The 17,193-nt window shown below is 61.6% G+C and carries 16 protein-coding genes; 8 read left to right on the top strand and 8 right to left on the bottom strand.

Going from position 1 to position 17,193, the window contains the following annotated elements; genetic code table 11:
- Positions 1-27: 27 nt before the first annotated feature.
- Positions 28-297 carry a hypothetical protein gene (locus VB777_RS07440; protein WP_197155283.1) on the top strand — a complete coding sequence of 90 codons (270 nt, stop codon included), beginning with the start codon at positions 28-30 and terminating at the stop codon, positions 295-297.
- A 26-nt stretch (positions 298-323) separates the two neighbouring features.
- On the opposite strand, the gene VB777_RS07445 is transcribed toward VB777_RS07440, so the two are convergent.
- Positions 324-713, bottom strand: coding sequence for a YraN family protein (locus VB777_RS07445; RefSeq protein WP_197155281.1), 390 nt, complete (start codon positions 711-713; stop codon positions 324-326).
- A 225-nt stretch (positions 714-938) separates the two neighbouring features.
- Here VB777_RS07445 and VB777_RS07450 point away from each other — a divergent pair, with 225 nt between their 5' ends.
- Both VB777_RS07450 and VB777_RS07455 read left to right on the top strand, forming a co-directional pair.
- Complete coding sequence (locus tag VB777_RS07450; RefSeq protein WP_197159257.1) at positions 939-1,382, top strand: pentapeptide repeat-containing protein; 444 nt, start codon at positions 939-941, stop codon at positions 1,380-1,382.
- A complete protein-coding gene (locus tag VB777_RS07455; protein ID WP_231605257.1) occupies positions 1,376-1,831 on the top strand; it encodes a hypothetical protein in 456 nt (151 codons plus the stop codon). The genes VB777_RS07450 and VB777_RS07455 overlap by 7 nt, the downstream gene beginning before the upstream one ends.
- Before the next feature lie 319 nt (positions 1,832-2,150).
- Here VB777_RS07455 and VB777_RS07460 read toward each other — a convergent pair whose 3' ends face one another.
- Positions 2,151-3,608, bottom strand: a complete 1,458-nt coding sequence (locus VB777_RS07460) for an ammonium transporter (RefSeq protein WP_323248043.1) — start codon at positions 3,606-3,608, stop codon at positions 2,151-2,153.
- Between the two features lie 296 nt (positions 3,609-3,904).
- On the opposite strand from VB777_RS07460, the gene VB777_RS07465 reads away from it, so the two are divergent.
- The 4 genes from VB777_RS07465 (at position 3,905) to VB777_RS07480 (ending at position 7,028) form a co-directional block, all read left to right on the top strand.
- Positions 3,905-4,246 (top strand): P-II family nitrogen regulator, encoded by a 342-nt coding sequence (locus VB777_RS07465; protein ID WP_197172415.1) that lies wholly within the window; start codon positions 3,905-3,907, stop codon positions 4,244-4,246.
- A gap of 142 nt (positions 4,247-4,388) precedes the next feature.
- Positions 4,389-5,645, top strand: coding sequence for a glutathione S-transferase family protein (locus VB777_RS07470; protein ID WP_416238322.1), 1,257 nt, complete (start codon positions 4,389-4,391; stop codon positions 5,643-5,645).
- A 382-nt stretch (positions 5,646-6,027) separates the two neighbouring features.
- On the top strand, positions 6,028-6,444 hold the full coding sequence (locus VB777_RS07475) for a M23 family metallopeptidase (RefSeq protein WP_323248046.1): 417 nt from the start codon (positions 6,028-6,030) through the stop codon (positions 6,442-6,444).
- A gap of 101 nt (positions 6,445-6,545) precedes the next feature.
- Entirely contained in the window at positions 6,546-7,028 is a 483-nt protein-coding gene (locus VB777_RS07480; protein ID WP_323248049.1) for a DUF2808 domain-containing protein, read from the top strand.
- Between the two features lie 498 nt (positions 7,029-7,526).
- On the opposite strand, the gene VB777_RS07485 is transcribed toward VB777_RS07480, so the two are convergent.
- The 6 genes from VB777_RS07485 to VB777_RS07510 form a co-directional block, all read right to left on the bottom strand.
- Positions 7,527-9,695 (bottom strand): glutamine synthetase III, encoded by a 2,169-nt coding sequence (locus VB777_RS07485; protein WP_323248052.1) that lies wholly within the window; start codon positions 9,693-9,695, stop codon positions 7,527-7,529.
- Between the two features lie 76 nt (positions 9,696-9,771).
- Positions 9,772-10,164, bottom strand: a complete 393-nt coding sequence (locus VB777_RS07490) for a Hepatitis C virus core protein (RefSeq protein WP_323248054.1) — start codon at positions 10,162-10,164, stop codon at positions 9,772-9,774.
- A gap of 31 nt (positions 10,165-10,195) precedes the next feature.
- Complete coding sequence (locus VB777_RS07495) at positions 10,196-11,944, bottom strand: NAD-dependent malic enzyme (RefSeq protein WP_323248055.1); 1,749 nt, start codon at positions 11,942-11,944, stop codon at positions 10,196-10,198.
- 75 nt (positions 11,945-12,019) lie between these two features.
- On the bottom strand, positions 12,020-12,751 hold the full coding sequence (locus VB777_RS07500) for a pirin family protein (RefSeq protein ID WP_197155260.1): 732 nt from the start codon (positions 12,749-12,751) through the stop codon (positions 12,020-12,022).
- Positions 12,752-12,767: 16 nt separating this feature from the next.
- Positions 12,768-14,978 (bottom strand): cellulose synthase catalytic subunit, encoded by a 2,211-nt coding sequence (locus tag VB777_RS07505; protein WP_323248057.1) that lies wholly within the window; start codon positions 14,976-14,978, stop codon positions 12,768-12,770.
- Positions 14,978-15,685, bottom strand: coding sequence for a DUF4079 domain-containing protein (locus tag VB777_RS07510; protein WP_322756990.1), 708 nt, complete (start codon positions 15,683-15,685; stop codon positions 14,978-14,980). The genes VB777_RS07505 and VB777_RS07510 overlap by 1 nt, the downstream gene beginning before the upstream one ends.
- Before the next feature lie 179 nt (positions 15,686-15,864).
- Between VB777_RS07510 and VB777_RS07515 the strand changes: the two genes are divergently transcribed.
- Positions 15,865-16,347 (top strand): PilZ domain-containing protein, encoded by a 483-nt coding sequence (locus tag VB777_RS07515; RefSeq protein ID WP_197155256.1) that lies wholly within the window; start codon positions 15,865-15,867, stop codon positions 16,345-16,347.
- The last annotated feature ends 846 nt before the right edge of the window (positions 16,348-17,193 follow it).

Here is a 17,193-nt window from a genome sequence, read left to right on the forward strand (position 1 = left end):
CTTGCTCGTCGTTGCGAGAGATCGTCCATGCTCCGCCACCCTCCGAACCTGATCTGCATCGGCTGCGCTCTGATCGGCACGGTGCTGTCCTGGCCGTCACCGGCCCAGGCCGGCAGTGCAACCGCTGAATCGGTCTGGGACAAGTCCAATGCCCTGCAGCGGGCCATGGAGCAGATCCCTGCCGGAGCCACGGTCACAGGGCAGCGCTGCGAAGAATTCGGGGTGGGATTCAACAACACCCGCTACCGCTGCTCGGTGGAATACACCACTGATCCGCCCCCGACCCAGGCGCCCTAGGAGCGGTGGTTGCCAGCAGACCACCCTCAACCCAGACCAGCCTCAATCCGCAACCAGCGCACCGCATCCAGCCCCACCGGCAGCGGTACCAGGGCCAGCACCACCTCCACCGGCCGATCTCCCAGATGGGGATGGGCTGCCAGCCAGCACGCCCATGCCCGGGCCAGACGCCTCCGCTTGATCACGCCGAAGGCCGCTACACCGCCTCCATCACGGCCTGAACGCCGCCGCGCTTTCACCTCAACCAGCAGCAACCGCCGGGGCTTTGCCAACACCAGGTCCAACTCACCCCAGCGGCACCACCAGTTGCGGGCAAGCACGGTCCAGCCATGTCGCTGCAGCAGCAACGCCGCCCAGTCCTCTGCCCCCTGACCCCGCTCCCGGGTGGAGGCTTTGCATCGTCGGTGGAGTCCCATCGATCCAGAGCATGGGGTGACTTGAGCAGAGTTCCCCAGCGGTGTCATCGCGGCAGGAAGACCGTCCCAAACTTTTCCTAGGGTTGGACCACCCGTCGATTCGCTATGGCCAGGGCCTCCCAAGGAGCCTCTCCGAGCCTGCTGGACCTGGTGCCATGCCACTCCGCAGGGCTCAAACTGGAACGTCTGGGCCGCTTGCTGGCTGGATGCCTGAGCGCCATCGTGATGCTGCTGGGTGTTCTGAGTTGGGCAGCACCTGCTCCAGCAGCGATGGACTATGCCAAGCAGGTGCTGATCGGGGCGGATTTCCGGGAAGCGGATCTGCGTGGTGTCACCTTCAACCTCACCAACCTGCGCGATGCCGATTTCACTGGAGCCGATCTCCGCGGCGCCAGCCTGTTCGGCGCAAAGCTGCAGGACGCAAGCCTGAGAGGAGCGGATCTGCGCGAAGCCACTCTGGATTCGGCGGTCTTCAATGGAACCGACCTTCGCGATGCGGTGCTTGAAGATGCCTTTGCCTTCAACACCCGCTTTCAGAGTGTGGCCATCGATGGTGCCGACTTCACCAATGTTCCATTGCGCGCCGATGCGCTCAAGACTCTCTGTGCCTCAGCCAGCGGCACCAACCCAATCACTGGTCGCAACACCCGCGACACCCTGGGATGCTGACCATCATGAGCTTTGATGCCCATAGCCTGGAACGATTGAAGCAGCTGGGACGAGCCTTACCACAGCCGCTGCCTTTGCCTCAGCCCAAGCCAGCGCCTGGCCATACGACCAGTGAGCGACGCCATCAAGTTGAAACCGAAGAGGACCCGGCCGAACTGTTTCGCCAGCTGATGCGGGTCAGTCCCGACGGGACAGTGCCGCCCCATCTCATGGATCGGTTACGTCAGATGGAGGTGAAGACATCCAGCAACCCTGAGCCCGTGAAGGCAGACGCTCTGGATGACAATCGGCGAGTCCGGTCCAGCGGCCAACAACGGCAAGGGCGGCAGGGGAAGCAGCGAGGCAAAACAACCGAAAAAGCCGGACGACATGAAGCCGAACTGAAGAGTCAGAATCAAGAACTGTATGCCGCTTTTCAGCAGCTTCTGCTAGAAGACGATGATGGTTGATGGTTGATGGTTGATGGTTGATGGTTGATGGTTGATGGTTGATGGTTGATGGTTGATGGTTGATGGTTGATGGCTAACTAAATAGGAAAGACCATATCGCTGATGCTTTGTTGCGCATGTCATCAAAAATGCGAGAAGAAGCCCCCAACAAAAGAGGATCAAGAAACATGTGTCTTATCTCCTGATTCAAAGAAACTCCTAACCTTTAAGGGCCTCCCCTGTCGACAATAAAAATCACCGATCCGGAGAGCAAGCCCAGGAGCGGTGATTGAATCAACTAAATTCTGAAACCCTAATGAGGATTATCGGAATTTAAAGTTCACTTTGCAGAAGATGCAAATTCAGGATAAGCTTCCATGCCATGCTCGCTAATGTCGAGACCTTCGATTTCTTCAGACTCTGACACCCGAATGCCTCCAAACATGGCACCAATGATCGACCAAACGATCAAAGAGGTGATCACAGCGAAAATGCCATAGGCAAGGACGCCGACGATCTGATAGCCGAATTGGGTGAAGCCATGGCCGTAGAACAGGCCTTTCTCCTGATTGAACAGCCCAACTGCAAGGGTTCCCCAGATTCCACAGGTGCCGTGCACGGAGAAGGCACCAACAGGATCATCAATCTTCAGGCCGTCGATGAAGGCAACCGAGAAGACCACGAGGCCGCCACCGATGAAGCCCATGACCCAGGCACCAGCCATCGAAATGCCGTCACATCCCGCCGTGACACTGACCAGACCGGCAAGGATGCCATTGATGGTCATGGTGAGGTCGGGCTTTCCACCTCGAATCTGAGAGATGACAGTTCCGGAGATCGCACCACCAGCAGCACCCAAAGTGGTGGTCACGGCGATGTAAGGAACAGCCTGATCCATGGCGAGTTGGGATCCAGGGTTGAATCCATACCAACCGATCCAGAGGATCAGGCAACCGAGAGTCGCAATGGCCATGCTGTGACCAGGCAAAGCCATCGGCTTGCCGCCCACGAATTTACCGATCCTGGGACCAAGCAGGATTGCACCGACCAGGCCAGCCCAGGCTCCGAAGGAGTGAACGATCGAGGATCCAGCAAAATCAATGAAACCACCGGCTTCACCACCGAGACTGGAAAGCCATCCACCATTCCATTGCCAAGCGCCGGCAATGGGATAGAGAAATCCAACCAAAATCAGCGAGAAAACAACAAACTCGCCAAACTTGATCCTTTCAGCAACAAGGCCGGAAACGATTGTGGCCGCCGTAGCAGCAAATGCAACCTGGAAGAAGAAGTCAACAGAAGGAACAAGGCTGCCTTCGGTGACCATTTCAGCAGTTACTTCGGGATCAAAGAAAAGCCCGTTGAAGTACAGCCAACCATCAACCAGCGCATCGCCGTACATCAGCGAAAAGCCAATCAACCAATAGGCGCTTGCCGCAAGAGCAAACACAATCAGGTTCTTCAGCAGAATGTTGACAGCATTTTTTTGCCGGCACATTCCCGCCTCCACCATGGCGAAACCGGCGTTCATGAAAACGACGAGGATCGCGCAGACAAAGATGAACATGTTGTTGGCCAGGAACGCTGGCGTGAGCTCAGGGAGCTCAGCCGCGTGGGCCGACAGGTTGAAAACGCCCAAACCAAGCAAGGCCAGTGGCACGCAGGCCAGCCAGGTGAGGGAGCGTTGGGATGAGAGACCCCGAATGCTGCGAACAATCAGCGACGGAGCCTCAATGAGACTGGCCTCCTGCAGACACCTCGAGGCGGTGCGTCTGGGGGCGCGCGGAGCAACTGTCATGGAGCGTGATGACTCAAAAAAAAGCAGAGGCTGCACGGGAGTGGAAGGCCATGAAGCCCTTCCCTGAGGTCCAAAAGTGCTCGTTAAGGCACCTTTGCTAAGTGTCCGTCGCTACCAAATCGCCAATCCGTGCCTCCAGGGGCCTGTCATTCCTCAATCCACACCGTCTGGCTGATTCCCATGCAAGCGGCAGCTGTGTCAGCGATTCGTCGCATCTGTCGTTGCATCTGGCAACATTTGCTACACACCTCCGGGCGGACCCTGACAAAGTGGAGATCCAGCCACTTGCCAAAGCCTTGAAACAGATTCAGGCCATCATCCGTCCCGAAAAGCTCGATCCCGTCAAGGACGCACTGGTGGAACTGGGCATCAATGGGATGACCGTAACCACCGTCCAAGGCTTCGGCAAACAGATGGGGCACACAGAGGTGTATCGCGGTGTGAAGGTGGAAGCACGTCTTCTCTCCAAGACTCTCCTGACCTTGGTGGTGACTGACGATAGCTGTGACAAGGTCGTGGAGGCTCTGCTCAAGAACGCCCAGACCGGTGAGATTGGCGACGGCAAGATCATTATTACCAACGTCGAAAATGCTATTCGCATCCGGACCGGTGAATCCGGAGATGTCACTCTGATCTGAAGCTCACTGATCTGATTGCTTACTGAAAATTCCTTTATTGATCAGTTCGCTCCTTAGTCCTTCTGGGCTGAGGGGTGTTTTTATTATGTGGCTGGTTTTGTGAGCGTCACGAGTAGAGGCTCGATACTCCATGATTGTTGTCATGCCTTCCGAACTTTCGCCAATCCCATTCGAGGCCTGCTTGCCACTTGACTGGCTCAGCCTCGAGACGCTTGCAGCTTCACTGGACGATCCTGTTGAAGGTCTGACCAATTCCCAGGCGACCTTGAGGCTGTTCGGGCAACCTGAAGCTGCCCTGCGGGTCACTCTGTATCGCGACCACCACGCCTGGTGTCCCTATTGTCAAAAGGTCTGGCTGTGGCTGGAAGAGCGACGGGTTCCCTATCGCATCCGCAAGGTCACGATGTTCTGCTACGGCGAGAAGGAGTCCTGGTTCCGCCAACGGGTTCCCTCGGGGATGTTGCCCGCCCTCGAGATCGACGGACATCTGCTCACCGAAAGCGACCGCATCCTGGAGGCTCTGGAAACAAGTTTTGGTCCGCTCGGTCCAGGCATGAACGATCCCACTGTGCTGCCCCTGCGGCGCCTGGAACGCCTGATCTTTCGATCCTGGTGTCAGTGGCTCTGCACACCGAGCCGTTCCATCGAAGAGGAAAGCCGCCAACGTGATGGGTTTCGCCATGTCGCCCAGTCCATAGAAGCAGCGCTGCAGCACACTCCGGGGCCCTTCCTGCTGAATGACTTCAGCACTGCTGACCTCGTCTTCGTGCCTTATCTCGAGCGGATGGCGGCGAGCCTTCTGTACTACAAGGCCTACGCCTTGCGTCAGGAGCATCCCGCCATCGATCGCTGGTTCCAGGCCCTTGAGCAACGCCCCACCTACCTCGGGACCCAGAGCGACATCCATACCCACGCCCACGATCTGCCCCCCCAGATGGGTGGCTGTTATCCCAGTGGCACGGCTGAACAGCAGGCCATCGCCAGCCGCATCGATCGGGGTCCCTGGCCTATTGCGGAACCCGATCCGGAAACGTCCGCGCCCATGCCGCCAGATGCCGCAGCCATAGCCCTCGCCAGGGTTCTGCGCCATCGGACTGTGCTGCTGGAGCGCCATCCTGCCAACAGCGGCTTTGATCAGGCCCTGCGCGCCACCCTCACCCGCCTGATCCAGGGCACAGCATGTGTTCCACCTCCAGGCAGTGCCGTCCAGCTGCGTGACCTGCGGGATCACATCTGCGTTCCGCGTGATATGCCGCTGCATTCAGCCCGGCTGCTGCGCCAGGCCCTTGAAGAAACAGCCAAGCTCGATCCACGCAGTCCCGACGCGCAACCACCAGCCATCCCACAGCGCCACCGCCGGGATCAGGATCCGCGTCCATTCCTGACAGCCAGTCGCTGAAGCTGTCCCTGCCACTGGACGGTGGCGCTGATCCCGCGCACCGTGCGGATGTTCCGGCCGTTCCATGCGAACGGGTGTTGTGATGGCCGCTTCAGGCTCGCTGGCCCTGCTGCTTGTTGTCCTGGGGTCGGTCCCAGCCTGGGCTTCATCGGACGAGGCCCCAGCACCAGGAAGTCCCTCCAGACCAGAGACCATTCCTACGCGTCTGGCCGTGGCCGACGTGCTGCCATCAGCGGGCCCGTCGGGCGATCGGCCTGGGCGGCACATCGAACCGGTTCCAGGTGCACAACCCATTCCTCCTCTGCTGGATCCCCTGGGCGGAGCGACCCAGCAGATGGATCCATGGGGTTGGCGGTTTTCTGAAGCCCGCGGGGCCTGGAGAATGCATACGGGCCTCGATCTCGCCGCACCCGCTGGCACAAACGTGCGGGCCAGCCTTGCCGGAACCGTTGTTCTGGTTGAAGCCGTTGGTGGTTATGGCCTCACCGTGGTGCTGGCTCACACCAACCAACTTGAGACCCTTTACGCCCACCTGGAAGCCACGGATGTCCAACCTGGCGACGCCGTACAGGCTGGCCAGTCGATAGGCCGTGTCGGCATGAGTGGGCAGGCCACCGGGCCCCATCTCCATTTTGAACTGCGTCGCCGTGGCAGCGTTGCGGTTGAGGCGCTCGACCCCACACCCCATCTGACTCGGCTCCTGCCTCCACCAATTCTGCCTCCCCTTCCAGAGTCCGCACCGGGAAGGTTGGCGGCACTCGCAGAGTCCAGCCCTGCAACCCGTGAAAAAACGCCATGACCACCAGTTTCAATGTGACAAGGCGGCGGCCCTGGAAAGGGTACCGGGTTGGATGGGTGCTGTTGTCCTGTCTGGCTTGCGGGGTGGTACTCCAGCCCTCGATGGTTGGAGCTGTCGAGCTACGCGGCAGCACGGTCTTCCTCAGGGCCCCCTGGAAAGTGGATCTGAGGAGTTATTACACCAATGTCTTTGAGCGCTGGGCGGAGTACTACTTCACCATCACCCTTGCCGAGGATGCTGGTGCATCACTTGGAGGACTCACCATTCAGCAGACCCGCGGTGCCGACTGGCAATTCCCCTTCAGCCCGGAGCGAACCCGGGCCTTTCTAGGGAAGCCCCGTCAGGAAGGGGCTCCGATCGCCGTGGAAGCCAGCTTTGACCCCGATCTCCGCCGCTTCAGGTTGAGTTTCCCGGAGCCGATACCGCCGGGAAACACGATCACGGTGATGATCAAACCCTGGCATAACCCGGCACAGGCTGACACGTATATGTTCCAGGTGGAGGCGATTCCGGCTGGACCCAACCCAGTACCATCAGCCGTTGGATCAGGAACCTTGCGGATCTATTCAATCGATCGCTATTGATTCAACAGCCTGGGTATCTCAGTGTTCGCCAGTCACCATTGCTCGTACTCACTTCAACGCCAATTCCCACCGGACCGCCTACGGCGCCACCCATTTCCTGCCACCAACTGATCGCTTCACTCCAGGCTGCTTCCAGAGAGTCATAGAGATCATCCAGAACCGGGTGGGGCAGGCCCTGCAGGTCGACCAACCGATACAGGCGTGGACCAGCGGACTTGAAGCCACCACCTCGCTCCAAGGGGCGCGGGGGTGCGGTAGACGTGCTGCTGCGCAAGGAGGGAGAACGAGAAGCGCTGGCAGGCGACATCGATGCAGACATCGGCAAGCAACAGAAAGACCATGAACGATCATGGCCCCTGTGACAGCTGCAGACTGTCACCTTTACGACATCTTCAGAAGTTCAAGTCGCCAGGGCCAGCCCAGGGCCAGCAAAAAGCCCCGAAGGAGTCCTTCGGGGCTTAGCGAGCATGGGTGGCAATGAGCCAGCTCAGCCGAACCTCAACGGACGAACAGCATCTCCTGGTAGGAAGGCAGGGGCCAGAGATTGTCGTCCACCAGGGCTTCCAGCCCATCCACTGCAGTGCGCAGGTCTGACATCAAGGGCAACAGAGTGTCTGCACAGTGCCGCATGTGGGCCTCGGTGCCGTGGGGGGGCTGATCGATCGCCGCCTGGAGGGAGCCGCTGACTTCCATCAAGGTCTGGCTGAGAGAAGCAACAGCATTCTGGGTTTCAGGAGACACCTGCAGGCCCATGGCGGTCTGCAACTGCAGCGAGCCAGCCAATTCACCCAGGTAGCGCATGGCGGCAGGGTAAATCTGAGACCGTGCAATCTGGACAGCCAGCTTGGCTTCCACTTCAATCGCAAGAATGTATTGCTCTGCGTAGACCTCGAAACGGCTCTCCAGTTCGACCGGTGTCAGCACACCGGTGTGCTCAAACAGTTCACGAGTGGAAGCACGTTGCAGCACCGGCAGGGCATCCGCCGTAGTCCGCAGATTCTCGAGGCCCCGCTCCTCCACAGCCATGCGATGCCAAGCATCGGAATAACCATCACCACCGAAGACCACGTTGCCGTGCTTCTCCATGACCTCTTTGAGCACAACCAGACTGGCTTCTTCCACGGAGGTTCCACTGGACAGCTTGGCTTCCAGCTGATCGGACACCCAGGCCAGTGAATCGGCCAGGATCGTGTTCAGAGACACCAGCGGTCCAGCCACAGACTGGCCCGAGCCCACGGCACGGAATTCGAAGCGATTACCGGTGAAGGCAAAGGGAGACGTGCGGTTGCGGTCGCCGGCATCCTTGGGGAATTCGGGAAGGGTCGCCACACCGAAATCCATCATTCCGCCGATGGAGGAACTACTCAGGCGTCCCTCACGGATCTGGTTGAACACATCCTCAAGCTGACTCCCCAGATAGACCGAAATGATCGCCGGGGGTGCTTCGTTGGCCCCAAGGCGATGGTCATTGCTGGCTGTGGCAATCACCGCCCGCAGCAGCGGCCCATAGAGATGGACAGCTCGGATCACCGCACCGCAGAACAGCAGGAACTGCAGATTCTCGTGAGGCGTGTTGCCGGGATCGAGGAGGTTGCCCTGGGTTGCGTTGCCGATCGACCAGTTGACATGCTTGCCGGAGCCGTTGATGCCGGCAAATGGCTTTTCATGCAGCAGGCACACCATGCCGTGCTTCTTGGCCGTGTTGCGCAGCACGGTCATGGTCAGCTGCTGGTGGTCGGTGGCTACATTGGCCGCCTCAAAATAAGGAGCAATCTCGAACTGGGAGGGAGCCACCTCGTTATGGCGGGTCTTGGCGGGAATGCCGAGCTTGTAGAGCTGACGCTCCACGTCTTGCATGAACACCTGCACCCGCTCGGGGATCGCGCCGAAGTAGTGGTCATCGAACTGCTGGCCCTTGGCAGATGACTTGCCGAACAGGGTGCGGCCAGCCAGCAGCAGGTCGGGGCGTAGCGGCAGATAGGCGTTATCGATCAGGAAATACTCCTGCTCAGCACCACAGCTTGAATTCACCGGGGCGATCTCGGCCTCGCCCAGCAGTCCCAGCAGACGCTGGGCCTGGGCATTGACAGCGGCATTGGAGCGGAGCAGAGGGGTCTTCTTGTCGAGGGCCTCACCCGTCCAGGAGACAAAGACGGTGGGGATGCAGAGGGTGACGCCGTTGGCCGTCTCCATCAGATAGGCCGGACTGGTGATGTCCCAGGCGGTGTAGCCGCGGGCCTCGAAGGTGGAGCGGATGCCGCCATTGGGGAAGGAAGAACCATCCGGCTCGCCCTGCACCAGCAGCTTGCCGGTGAACTCGGTGATGGCGCTGCCGTCTCCCTGGGGGGAGATGAAACCATCGTGCTTTTCGGCGGTGGAGTTGGTAAGGGGATAGAAAACGTGGGAGTAATAGAGGGCTCCCCGTGAGGTAGCCCACTCCTTCATCGCCTGGGCCACCACATTGGCCACCGACACATCAAGCTTGCTGCCGTCCTTGATGGTGCGCTGCACCGACTTGAAAATCTCCTTCGGCATCGCCGCCTTCATTTTGGCCAGCGTGAACACGTCGCTGCACCAGAGCTCTTCAAGGCTCTGGACCGGAGCGGTGGCCACCGGCTGTCGTTGCTGAATCTGCTGTGCAACGGCGAAGCGCTGGGGGCTGGGCATGGTGAAGGACGAGAGGCGCATAAATGACATCCAATCCCGGAACCCCTCCCTGTCCTTGCAGCGGTTGCTACCGAACTCAGCCCAGGTAGTGGCGATGCACTGGCCGGCACCAATAGACCAGCACCGCCACGTTGGCGATCCACACCAGGGGGAGCAGCAGGGCCAGCAGCGGTCGGCCAGAGGCGACCAGAGCAAGCCGCACGATCCCGTAGGACAGGCTGGTGGCCAGACTCATGGACAGGGCCACGATCGCCAGAATCTGACCCCAGCGTCGCCAGCGCAGCAGGGCGATACAGGCCACAAGACCCACGACGATCGTGGGCAGGACAGCGCTGCTGATCACCACCAGATTGGCGACCTTCAGGTCTGGATCCAACAGAATCACCGCCAGGCCGAGCGGGATCGCCAGGATGTTGGCGATCAGTCCGGCCCAGGCCAGGCTCTGATAGCCACTTGGGGGATCCTGCATGGGGGGCGTTCAGTGCGGTGGACGGGACGGCTCAGATGGCTTGCACCGGGCCATAGTCTGCGCTCCAGCGCGCCCTCTCCAGGCAGACCAGGGCCTCCGCTTCCGTGCTGGCCTGGCGGGCCAGGCCCTCGGCCACAGCGGTGAAGGCCACAGCTTCGGCGACTGAGGCGGAGATCGACTGCACCTCACAAAGCGCCGGCATCAGCGGCGCGTCCGGATCCCTGGCCGCCGGGATCCTCTCCGCCAGGGCCAGGGTGGCGGATTCAATCATCGCCTCACTCACCTGGCGCGCGCCCACGGCCACCGCCGCGAAACCCAGACCTGGATAGAGGAAGCAGTTGTTGCATTGGCCGATCCGTCGCCTCTGACCCTCGACAACCACGGGATCAAAGGGGCTACCCGTGGCCACCAGGGCCCTCCCATGGCTCCAGGCGAGCAGGTCGGCCGGGGTGGCCTCAGCCAGGGTGGTGGGGTTGGAGAGGGGAAGGATCACCGGACGGGGCACCACGGATCCCGGCAAGGTGGCCCCTCGGGCTGACCCGTCGCCGTCGAGGTCATGCAGCATCGTCTGCACCACCTCTTGAGTGAAGGCCCCCGCCACCGTGGAGGTGCCGATCAGCACGCTGGGCCGCACCGCTTCCACCACCGCCAGCAGGCCAATCCGGCCTGAGGCATCCCGGCGGAAGCTGCCGGCCTCCTGGCGGGGACGGCCGAAGGCCGCAGCGGCCTCACCCTCGTCGCCGTCCAGCAGCAGGCCGTCGCGATCGATCGCCCAGATGTGGGCCCTGGCCTCCACCTCCCCCATCCCCTCCGCCCGCAGCAACCGCACCAGCCGATCGGCGATCCCGCAACCGGCGGTGCCAGCGCCGAACACCACAATCCTTTGCCCGCTCAGCTGCCGCCCCTGACCGCGGCAGGCCGCCAGGATCGCCGCTGCGGCCACCCCACTGGTGCCCTGGATGTCGTCGTTGAAGCTGGCAATCCGCTGCCGGTACAGCGCCAGGTTGTGGCGCGCCTGGCGTGTGCCGAAATCTTCCCAGTGCAGCAGGCATGCCGGCAGGGTGGCTTCCACTGCGCTGACGAAGCGCTCGATGAACCGCTCGTAGGCCACGCCCCGCAGCCGCGGCTGCCGCAGCCCCGGATAGAGGGGGTCATCCAGCAGCGCCTGGCGGTCGGTCCCCACATCCAGCACTACCGGCAGCATCTGGGCCGGATGGAGGCCGGCACAGAGGGTGTAGACGGCCAGCTTGCCCAGGCAGATCTCAATGCCCCCGACCCCCTGATCCCCGATGCCGAGGATGCCTTCTGAATCGGTCACCAGCACCAGATTCACCGGTCGGCCCGCCGCAGCCTGTTGCAGCAAGGTCTCAAGCTGGTCCTGCTGGGACGGCAGCAGATAGACCCCCTGACTGGGACTGCGATAGCGGTGGCCGAAACGCTGGATGGCGCGCCCCACGGTGGGGGTGTAGACCACCGGCAGCACCGCCTCGATGTGATCGCTGAGGAAGCGGTAAAACAGCACCAAATTGCTCTGGCGCAGCTGAGCCGCAAAGTCGAATTTCTGCAGGTCGTCGTCGAGAGCCTCGAAGATCCGCCAGGCACGCTCGGCCTGTAGCTCCAGCGATTCCTCCTGCCAGGGGAGCAGCGCCTCGAGGCCGAGCTCACGCCGCTCCTGCCTGGTGAAGGCCGTGTCCTTGTTGAGCAGCGGATCGGCCAGAACGGCGGCCCCCCGCAGACGCGTGGCCTGCACCGGATGGATCGCGTGGGACGGAACAGACACCGGAGACGACCTGGCAACCGACAGACAGCGCTGCCGGAGGGGGTCCTCACCCTGCCATGGGCCCGGGCTGGGTGATCAACGCAGCTCGAAGAGCAGCACGTCGGCGGGCTCCCTCCCCGCACGGAAGGCCCCGATCGAGGCGGCGTCAAAGCCGAGACCGTCACCCGCCAGCAAAGGAGCGCCAGCCTCGGCAATCTCGAGACTGCCCTCGATCATCTGGATCCATCCCTGGGTGCCGGGCTCGAGCGGGTTGGCCAGACGATCGCCCGGCTGGGGCCTGGCCCGCCAGAGCCGTACGGGGCGCTCGATCGCCATGGCACCGCCAGATCCTTCCGGATCGAGCAGGAGGGTCCAACCAGCGCCGATGGCGAAGGGCTTCTGCTCGTAGGCGGGCGGAATGCCGCGGCGGCTGGGCTCGATCCAGATCTGCAAGAGCCGGCAGGGCGTGGAGCCGCCATTGATCTCGCTGTGGACCACACCGGTGCCGGCACTCATCCGCTGGACTTCACCAGCTCGCAGGATCTCGGCATGGCCCATCGAGTCGCGGTGATGCAACTCCCCCTGCACCATCACGGTGATGATCTCCATGTCGCGATGGGGATGCATGCCGAAGCCCCGGCCGGCGGCGATGGTGTCGTCGTTGATCACCTTCAGTGGGCCAAAGCCCATCCAGGCGGGATCAAAGTGATGCGAGAACGAAAACGTGTGCCAGCTCTCCAGCCAGTCGAAGCTGCTGTGGAACCGCTCGCCAGCACGGCGACAGAGCAGCAACGGAGAGGGCCTGGTCTCAAGGGGAACGGCGGGCATGGGGGTCAGGCGAACGTCAGGAAACTCTGCGATCCCTTGCCGTGCCTGGCAAGTCTTCAACCCAGCTCCTCTGGGGGATCAGGCTGCGCTGAAACCAGGTGTCGGGCCCGCAGGGGCGCAGCAGCAACCGCAGCACCGCCGGCAGGGCCAGCAGCTCGAAGGGCGCCGTGCGCTGCGGCCAGAGCCGATCACGGCGGTACAGAAGCGTCTGCAGCTGGTCACGCTGCTGCGGCGACAGTGCTCCCCAGCGCCCCGCCAGGCGCCAGCCATCCCGCCGCCGGTCGCCCAGCGAGGAGATGAACAGCGGCGACTCCAGAAGCTCCAGGGGCACTGCGTCCAGACCGGGCAAGCCCTCCAAGGTCCAGACAACGTCTGACGACGTGATACAGGATTCTGCAGCCGGCGATGAGTGAGCAGGGGCCTCCAACTCGATCCCCTCTTCACTGATCGCCATCACGCTCAGGCTCAGCGGTGGCAGCGGAGCCCCCTCCTGGATCGGGGTCAACCGGATCAGCGGCTTCGGCTCGAGCCGGAACCAGGGGAGATCGCTGTCGGCGCTGCGATCCCAGCAGCAGCGCACCGCCAGCAGCAGGAGCAGCAGGTTCGTGCAGGCCCAGACCATGGTCACAACCCTGGTGGCGGGCGGAAGCGGATCCAGAGCCGCGAGCTCTGGGCCGGTGAGGGGCCCGTTCAACAGATGCACCAAAGCGATCAGCTGGAGGCTGAGCAAAAACAACAAGGGGAGCAGCAGTTGTCGTGACGGTCCAAGCCGGCGGCCCCAGGGACGCTGCTTGGGCGTCACATGAAAGCGAAGGGGGCGCCCGAACAGGGTGGACAGCACCGCGCCAGCCAGAGGGACGACAAACAACCAGCGGTACAGCTCAGGCAACAGGGCCGTGCGCGCATGGCCACTCAACCAGCGGCTGAGAAGCATTTGCGCCAGAAAGAAAGGCAGCGCTTCACTGAACAGGCCGGCGGCAGTGAGACGGATTGGTGCCACCCCGAGCAAGCCAAGGCTCAGCGGAAACAGCAACAGCAGCAGCTGAGGCAGCACATTGAACCAGTGCAGGATCCCCTCGAGATAGGCCAGGCGCTGCAGTGGGGTCAGGCCACGGATGCGGAAGGGGCTGGCTCCGGTGCGCAGGATCTGCAACGTGCCGCTGGCCCAGCGGCAGCGCTGGCGAGTCATGGCGGCTGCGGTGAGCGGAGCCAGGCCGGCGCTGAGCTTTTCGGACACGAAAATGTTGCGGTATCCGGCGGCTGCAATCTGGATTCCCGTGGCCAGATCTTCCGAAGATGTGGCGGTAACGAAGCCGCCCACCTGCTCAAGGGCGCTGCGGCGCATCACGAAGGATGTGCCGGCACAGACCACGGCACCGAGGGCCTGCCGAGTGGGTTCGATCCAGCGATAGAAGGTTTCCTCGTCAGGCAGCAGCCATCGCTCCATGGACGCATTGCGTACCACGGGATCAGCATTCATGTAACTCTGCGGGGTCTGCACAAACCCAACGCTGGAGTCATCGAACAGCCCTACGGTGCGCCGAAGGAATCCATTCAGTGGAACCACGTCGGCATCGAAGACAGCCACGAGGTCACCACTGCTGTGCAGAAGGGCATGGTTCAGGTTGCCGGCCTTGGCATGGAGCCGTTCGCCACGACTCAGGTAGAGGCATCCCAGCCGGCGGCAGAGCAGCTCCAGCTCAGGGCAGGCAGCGTCATCGAGCAACCAAACGGTCTTGATGGGATAGTCCATCGCCAGACAACCGCGCAGGCAGCGTTCCACCAGGCCAAGCGGCTCGCCATAGGTGGGGACGAACACATCGACCCTGAGCAGAGGGTTTGCCGAGAGGGAAGCAACCGCCGACTCCTCATCGCAAAGATGCAGTACGGACGGTGGGTCGCTCTCAGTTTGCCTCGCTGTCTGGATGCATGGAACAGCGACAGGGGTGTCCCGACGGTCAGCCGCAGAAGCAAGGGCATGCTGGGTCATCCGGCCTTCCAGCCGGGCGGCGGCGGCGGCCACAGTGGCCGTCACAGGAGGAGGGGGTATCAGGGTGAACCAGAGCTGCAGGAAGGTGGTGGCCAGCAGCAGCAACTCAGCCGCCAGCAGCAGAAGGCTCAGGCCAGTTGACAGGGGTGAACTGAGGTTGAGCGTGCTGCCGCAACGCCAGATCAGATAACGCGCTGCCAGAACGGTGAGCAGCGCCACAGCCCAGGGAAGACGCATCAACCCGCTGGCGGCTGGAGCGGCGGGCAGACCTGACGAACAAAGTCGCAGGTCGCAATGGCGGGTTTCTGCCAGTTCAGGGGGATTTCCAGCAGATCGCGCGGCCCACTGATGCCCTGGGCAAGAAGCAGCAGACCCGCCAGGGCACTGGCAGTCAGGTGAAGGCGACGCCAGCGGAGGCTGCGAAGAATCTCGGGGCGTGCCGCGACACCGAAGAGCAGCAGGCCGGTGAGTCCGACCCCTCCCCAGAAGTGGGATTGCCAGAAGGCCGGGTCAAGTGGATTGTCGCTGAGTCGCCAGACCTCAGGCTGCATACCCAGGCCGATGACGCCGATCCAGCACAACAGGGCAAACGTGGCCCTGTAGGGAGCGGCCTTGGCCCGCCAGAGCAGCACGAGGGCAGCAGTTGTACCGAGCAGCACCAGCACGAGCAGGACCAGGCGTCCTGCGCCGCCTTCGAAGGCGGAGAGGGGATGCTTTGTCGCGATCACCACGCTGAGAGCCACCAGCTCGATTGCCACCACCGTTGTGGCCAGCCAACGGCCCAGATCGGCATGGTCTCGGCCACTGGTGGGAGGGGTCTTGGCCTGCTTGAGGCGCCGCTGGCGGGTCTGCTGAGCCAGACGGAGCACGATGCCGAGCAGTGGATAGACCACCACCACAGCCAGCACGGGATGTATCAGCCACAACCAGTCGATCGTCTGCATGGTGGAAGCTTGACTCGTGAAAACCGTAGGGGAATTACCGCTGAGTTTCAGCAACGGATTTTCCTGAGGGAGGACTCCTGCGCTCTGGTCCAGCCCTGGCCCACCGCCCCCGGACGGTGTGTAGTACGGCGAACAGCGACGACGCCCGTAGAGCGAGCGCCTGGCAGGGGGCTGATGTTTTGCCGGAGCCGTTTGCAGCAGGCATCGCAGACTCCCAGAACCGCTGGGGGGCGCTGCCTGCTGAAATGTGGGAAGCTCTGGCTGAATACCGTCGGATCACAGCCACATCTATGGTCGAGCAGCCAAGGCGGGAAGAGAGATTTCTTCTGCCGGCCATCACGATCTGGATCGGTGCCATCTTCACCGTGAATGACCTACAACACCACGGCAGACTCTGGGATATCAGCTGGTCGGGATGCTGCCTGCTATTTCCTCCTGGCGAAAGAGTGAATGCCAGTCAGAAGGGATCACTGTTGATTTCCCATCCCAGCACCAACAGTGTGATCCCCACCGCAGTTATGGTGATGTGGGTGGACAGGGAAGCTGGCGGCACCTATGCCGGCTGTCGCTTTTCCCGAAGGGTTGATTTCAGTCAAACCTTTCTCAGGGGCCTGATGGTTCCTCATGAAGCAGTCCGTCCCCCGGGAGGTCGTCTTCTCTGAGATTTCAGCACCTTAGGGCTCCTTGGCTACAGGGACCCCATGGCGCGCCATTCCCCGGAAAGAGTTCAGTAATGAAGCGGCATGGTTCAGCTGTTGACTCATAAAGATCTGCATCCGACCGACGAGCGCCTGCAACGACCCTTGGAAAGGTTGGAAACATTGCAAGGTCACTCCGGGGGGAACCCCATCCAGCTGTTGCATGGCTTTGCCAACCAATTCAGCCAGTCACAGATCTTGGGATTGCGACGGCGGAAACCCTGATGGTGACTTCTTCTACCAAGGTTTCATCAACTCATTCACGTCATGGTTCCGCACTGGCATTGATTGATGCGAAGTCTGATTGCAACCTTGCCACGCAGAAGGTCCGGCACTAGAAGCGCCGGACCTCATTGAGCAGCCTTAAAGGTTCGGCGCCGATCGTGAGCCGAATCTCTGCTGCTTGCCTGGATTGTCAATGGATCAGGCCGTCGGCCTGGCAAAAGTCCGATCACGGCAATCGAATCATCCCGCAAGGAGATCAAGAAGGATGATCAAGGGTGTCGTAGTTTCGGGGCAAATTGTATTGACTCTAACTCTGAATTCAATACCTCCAAGACTGTGATGTGGAAGGTGAAACGTTGACAACAAACAGAATCACGAAGGAAGGCGGTATGCAAGAAGCAGAGAAGACGTAGAGCAACTGGCTTGCGATCCTGGGGCCGATGGTTCAGGCGAACATCTGCTGAGCCCAAGGGCACCTGTCGCGATGCGAAGGGCGATAGCGAATTGCAAAAATCCAGACGATCGTTCCTGGGTCAGCCAGAGAAAAATCGCTTCGGAGAGCAGTTCAGACCATCGTGCAGATGT

This window comes from Synechococcus sp. CCY9202 (assembly GCF_034931685.1).
Classification (GTDB): domain Bacteria; phylum Cyanobacteriota; class Cyanobacteriia; order PCC-6307; family Cyanobiaceae; genus CBW1002.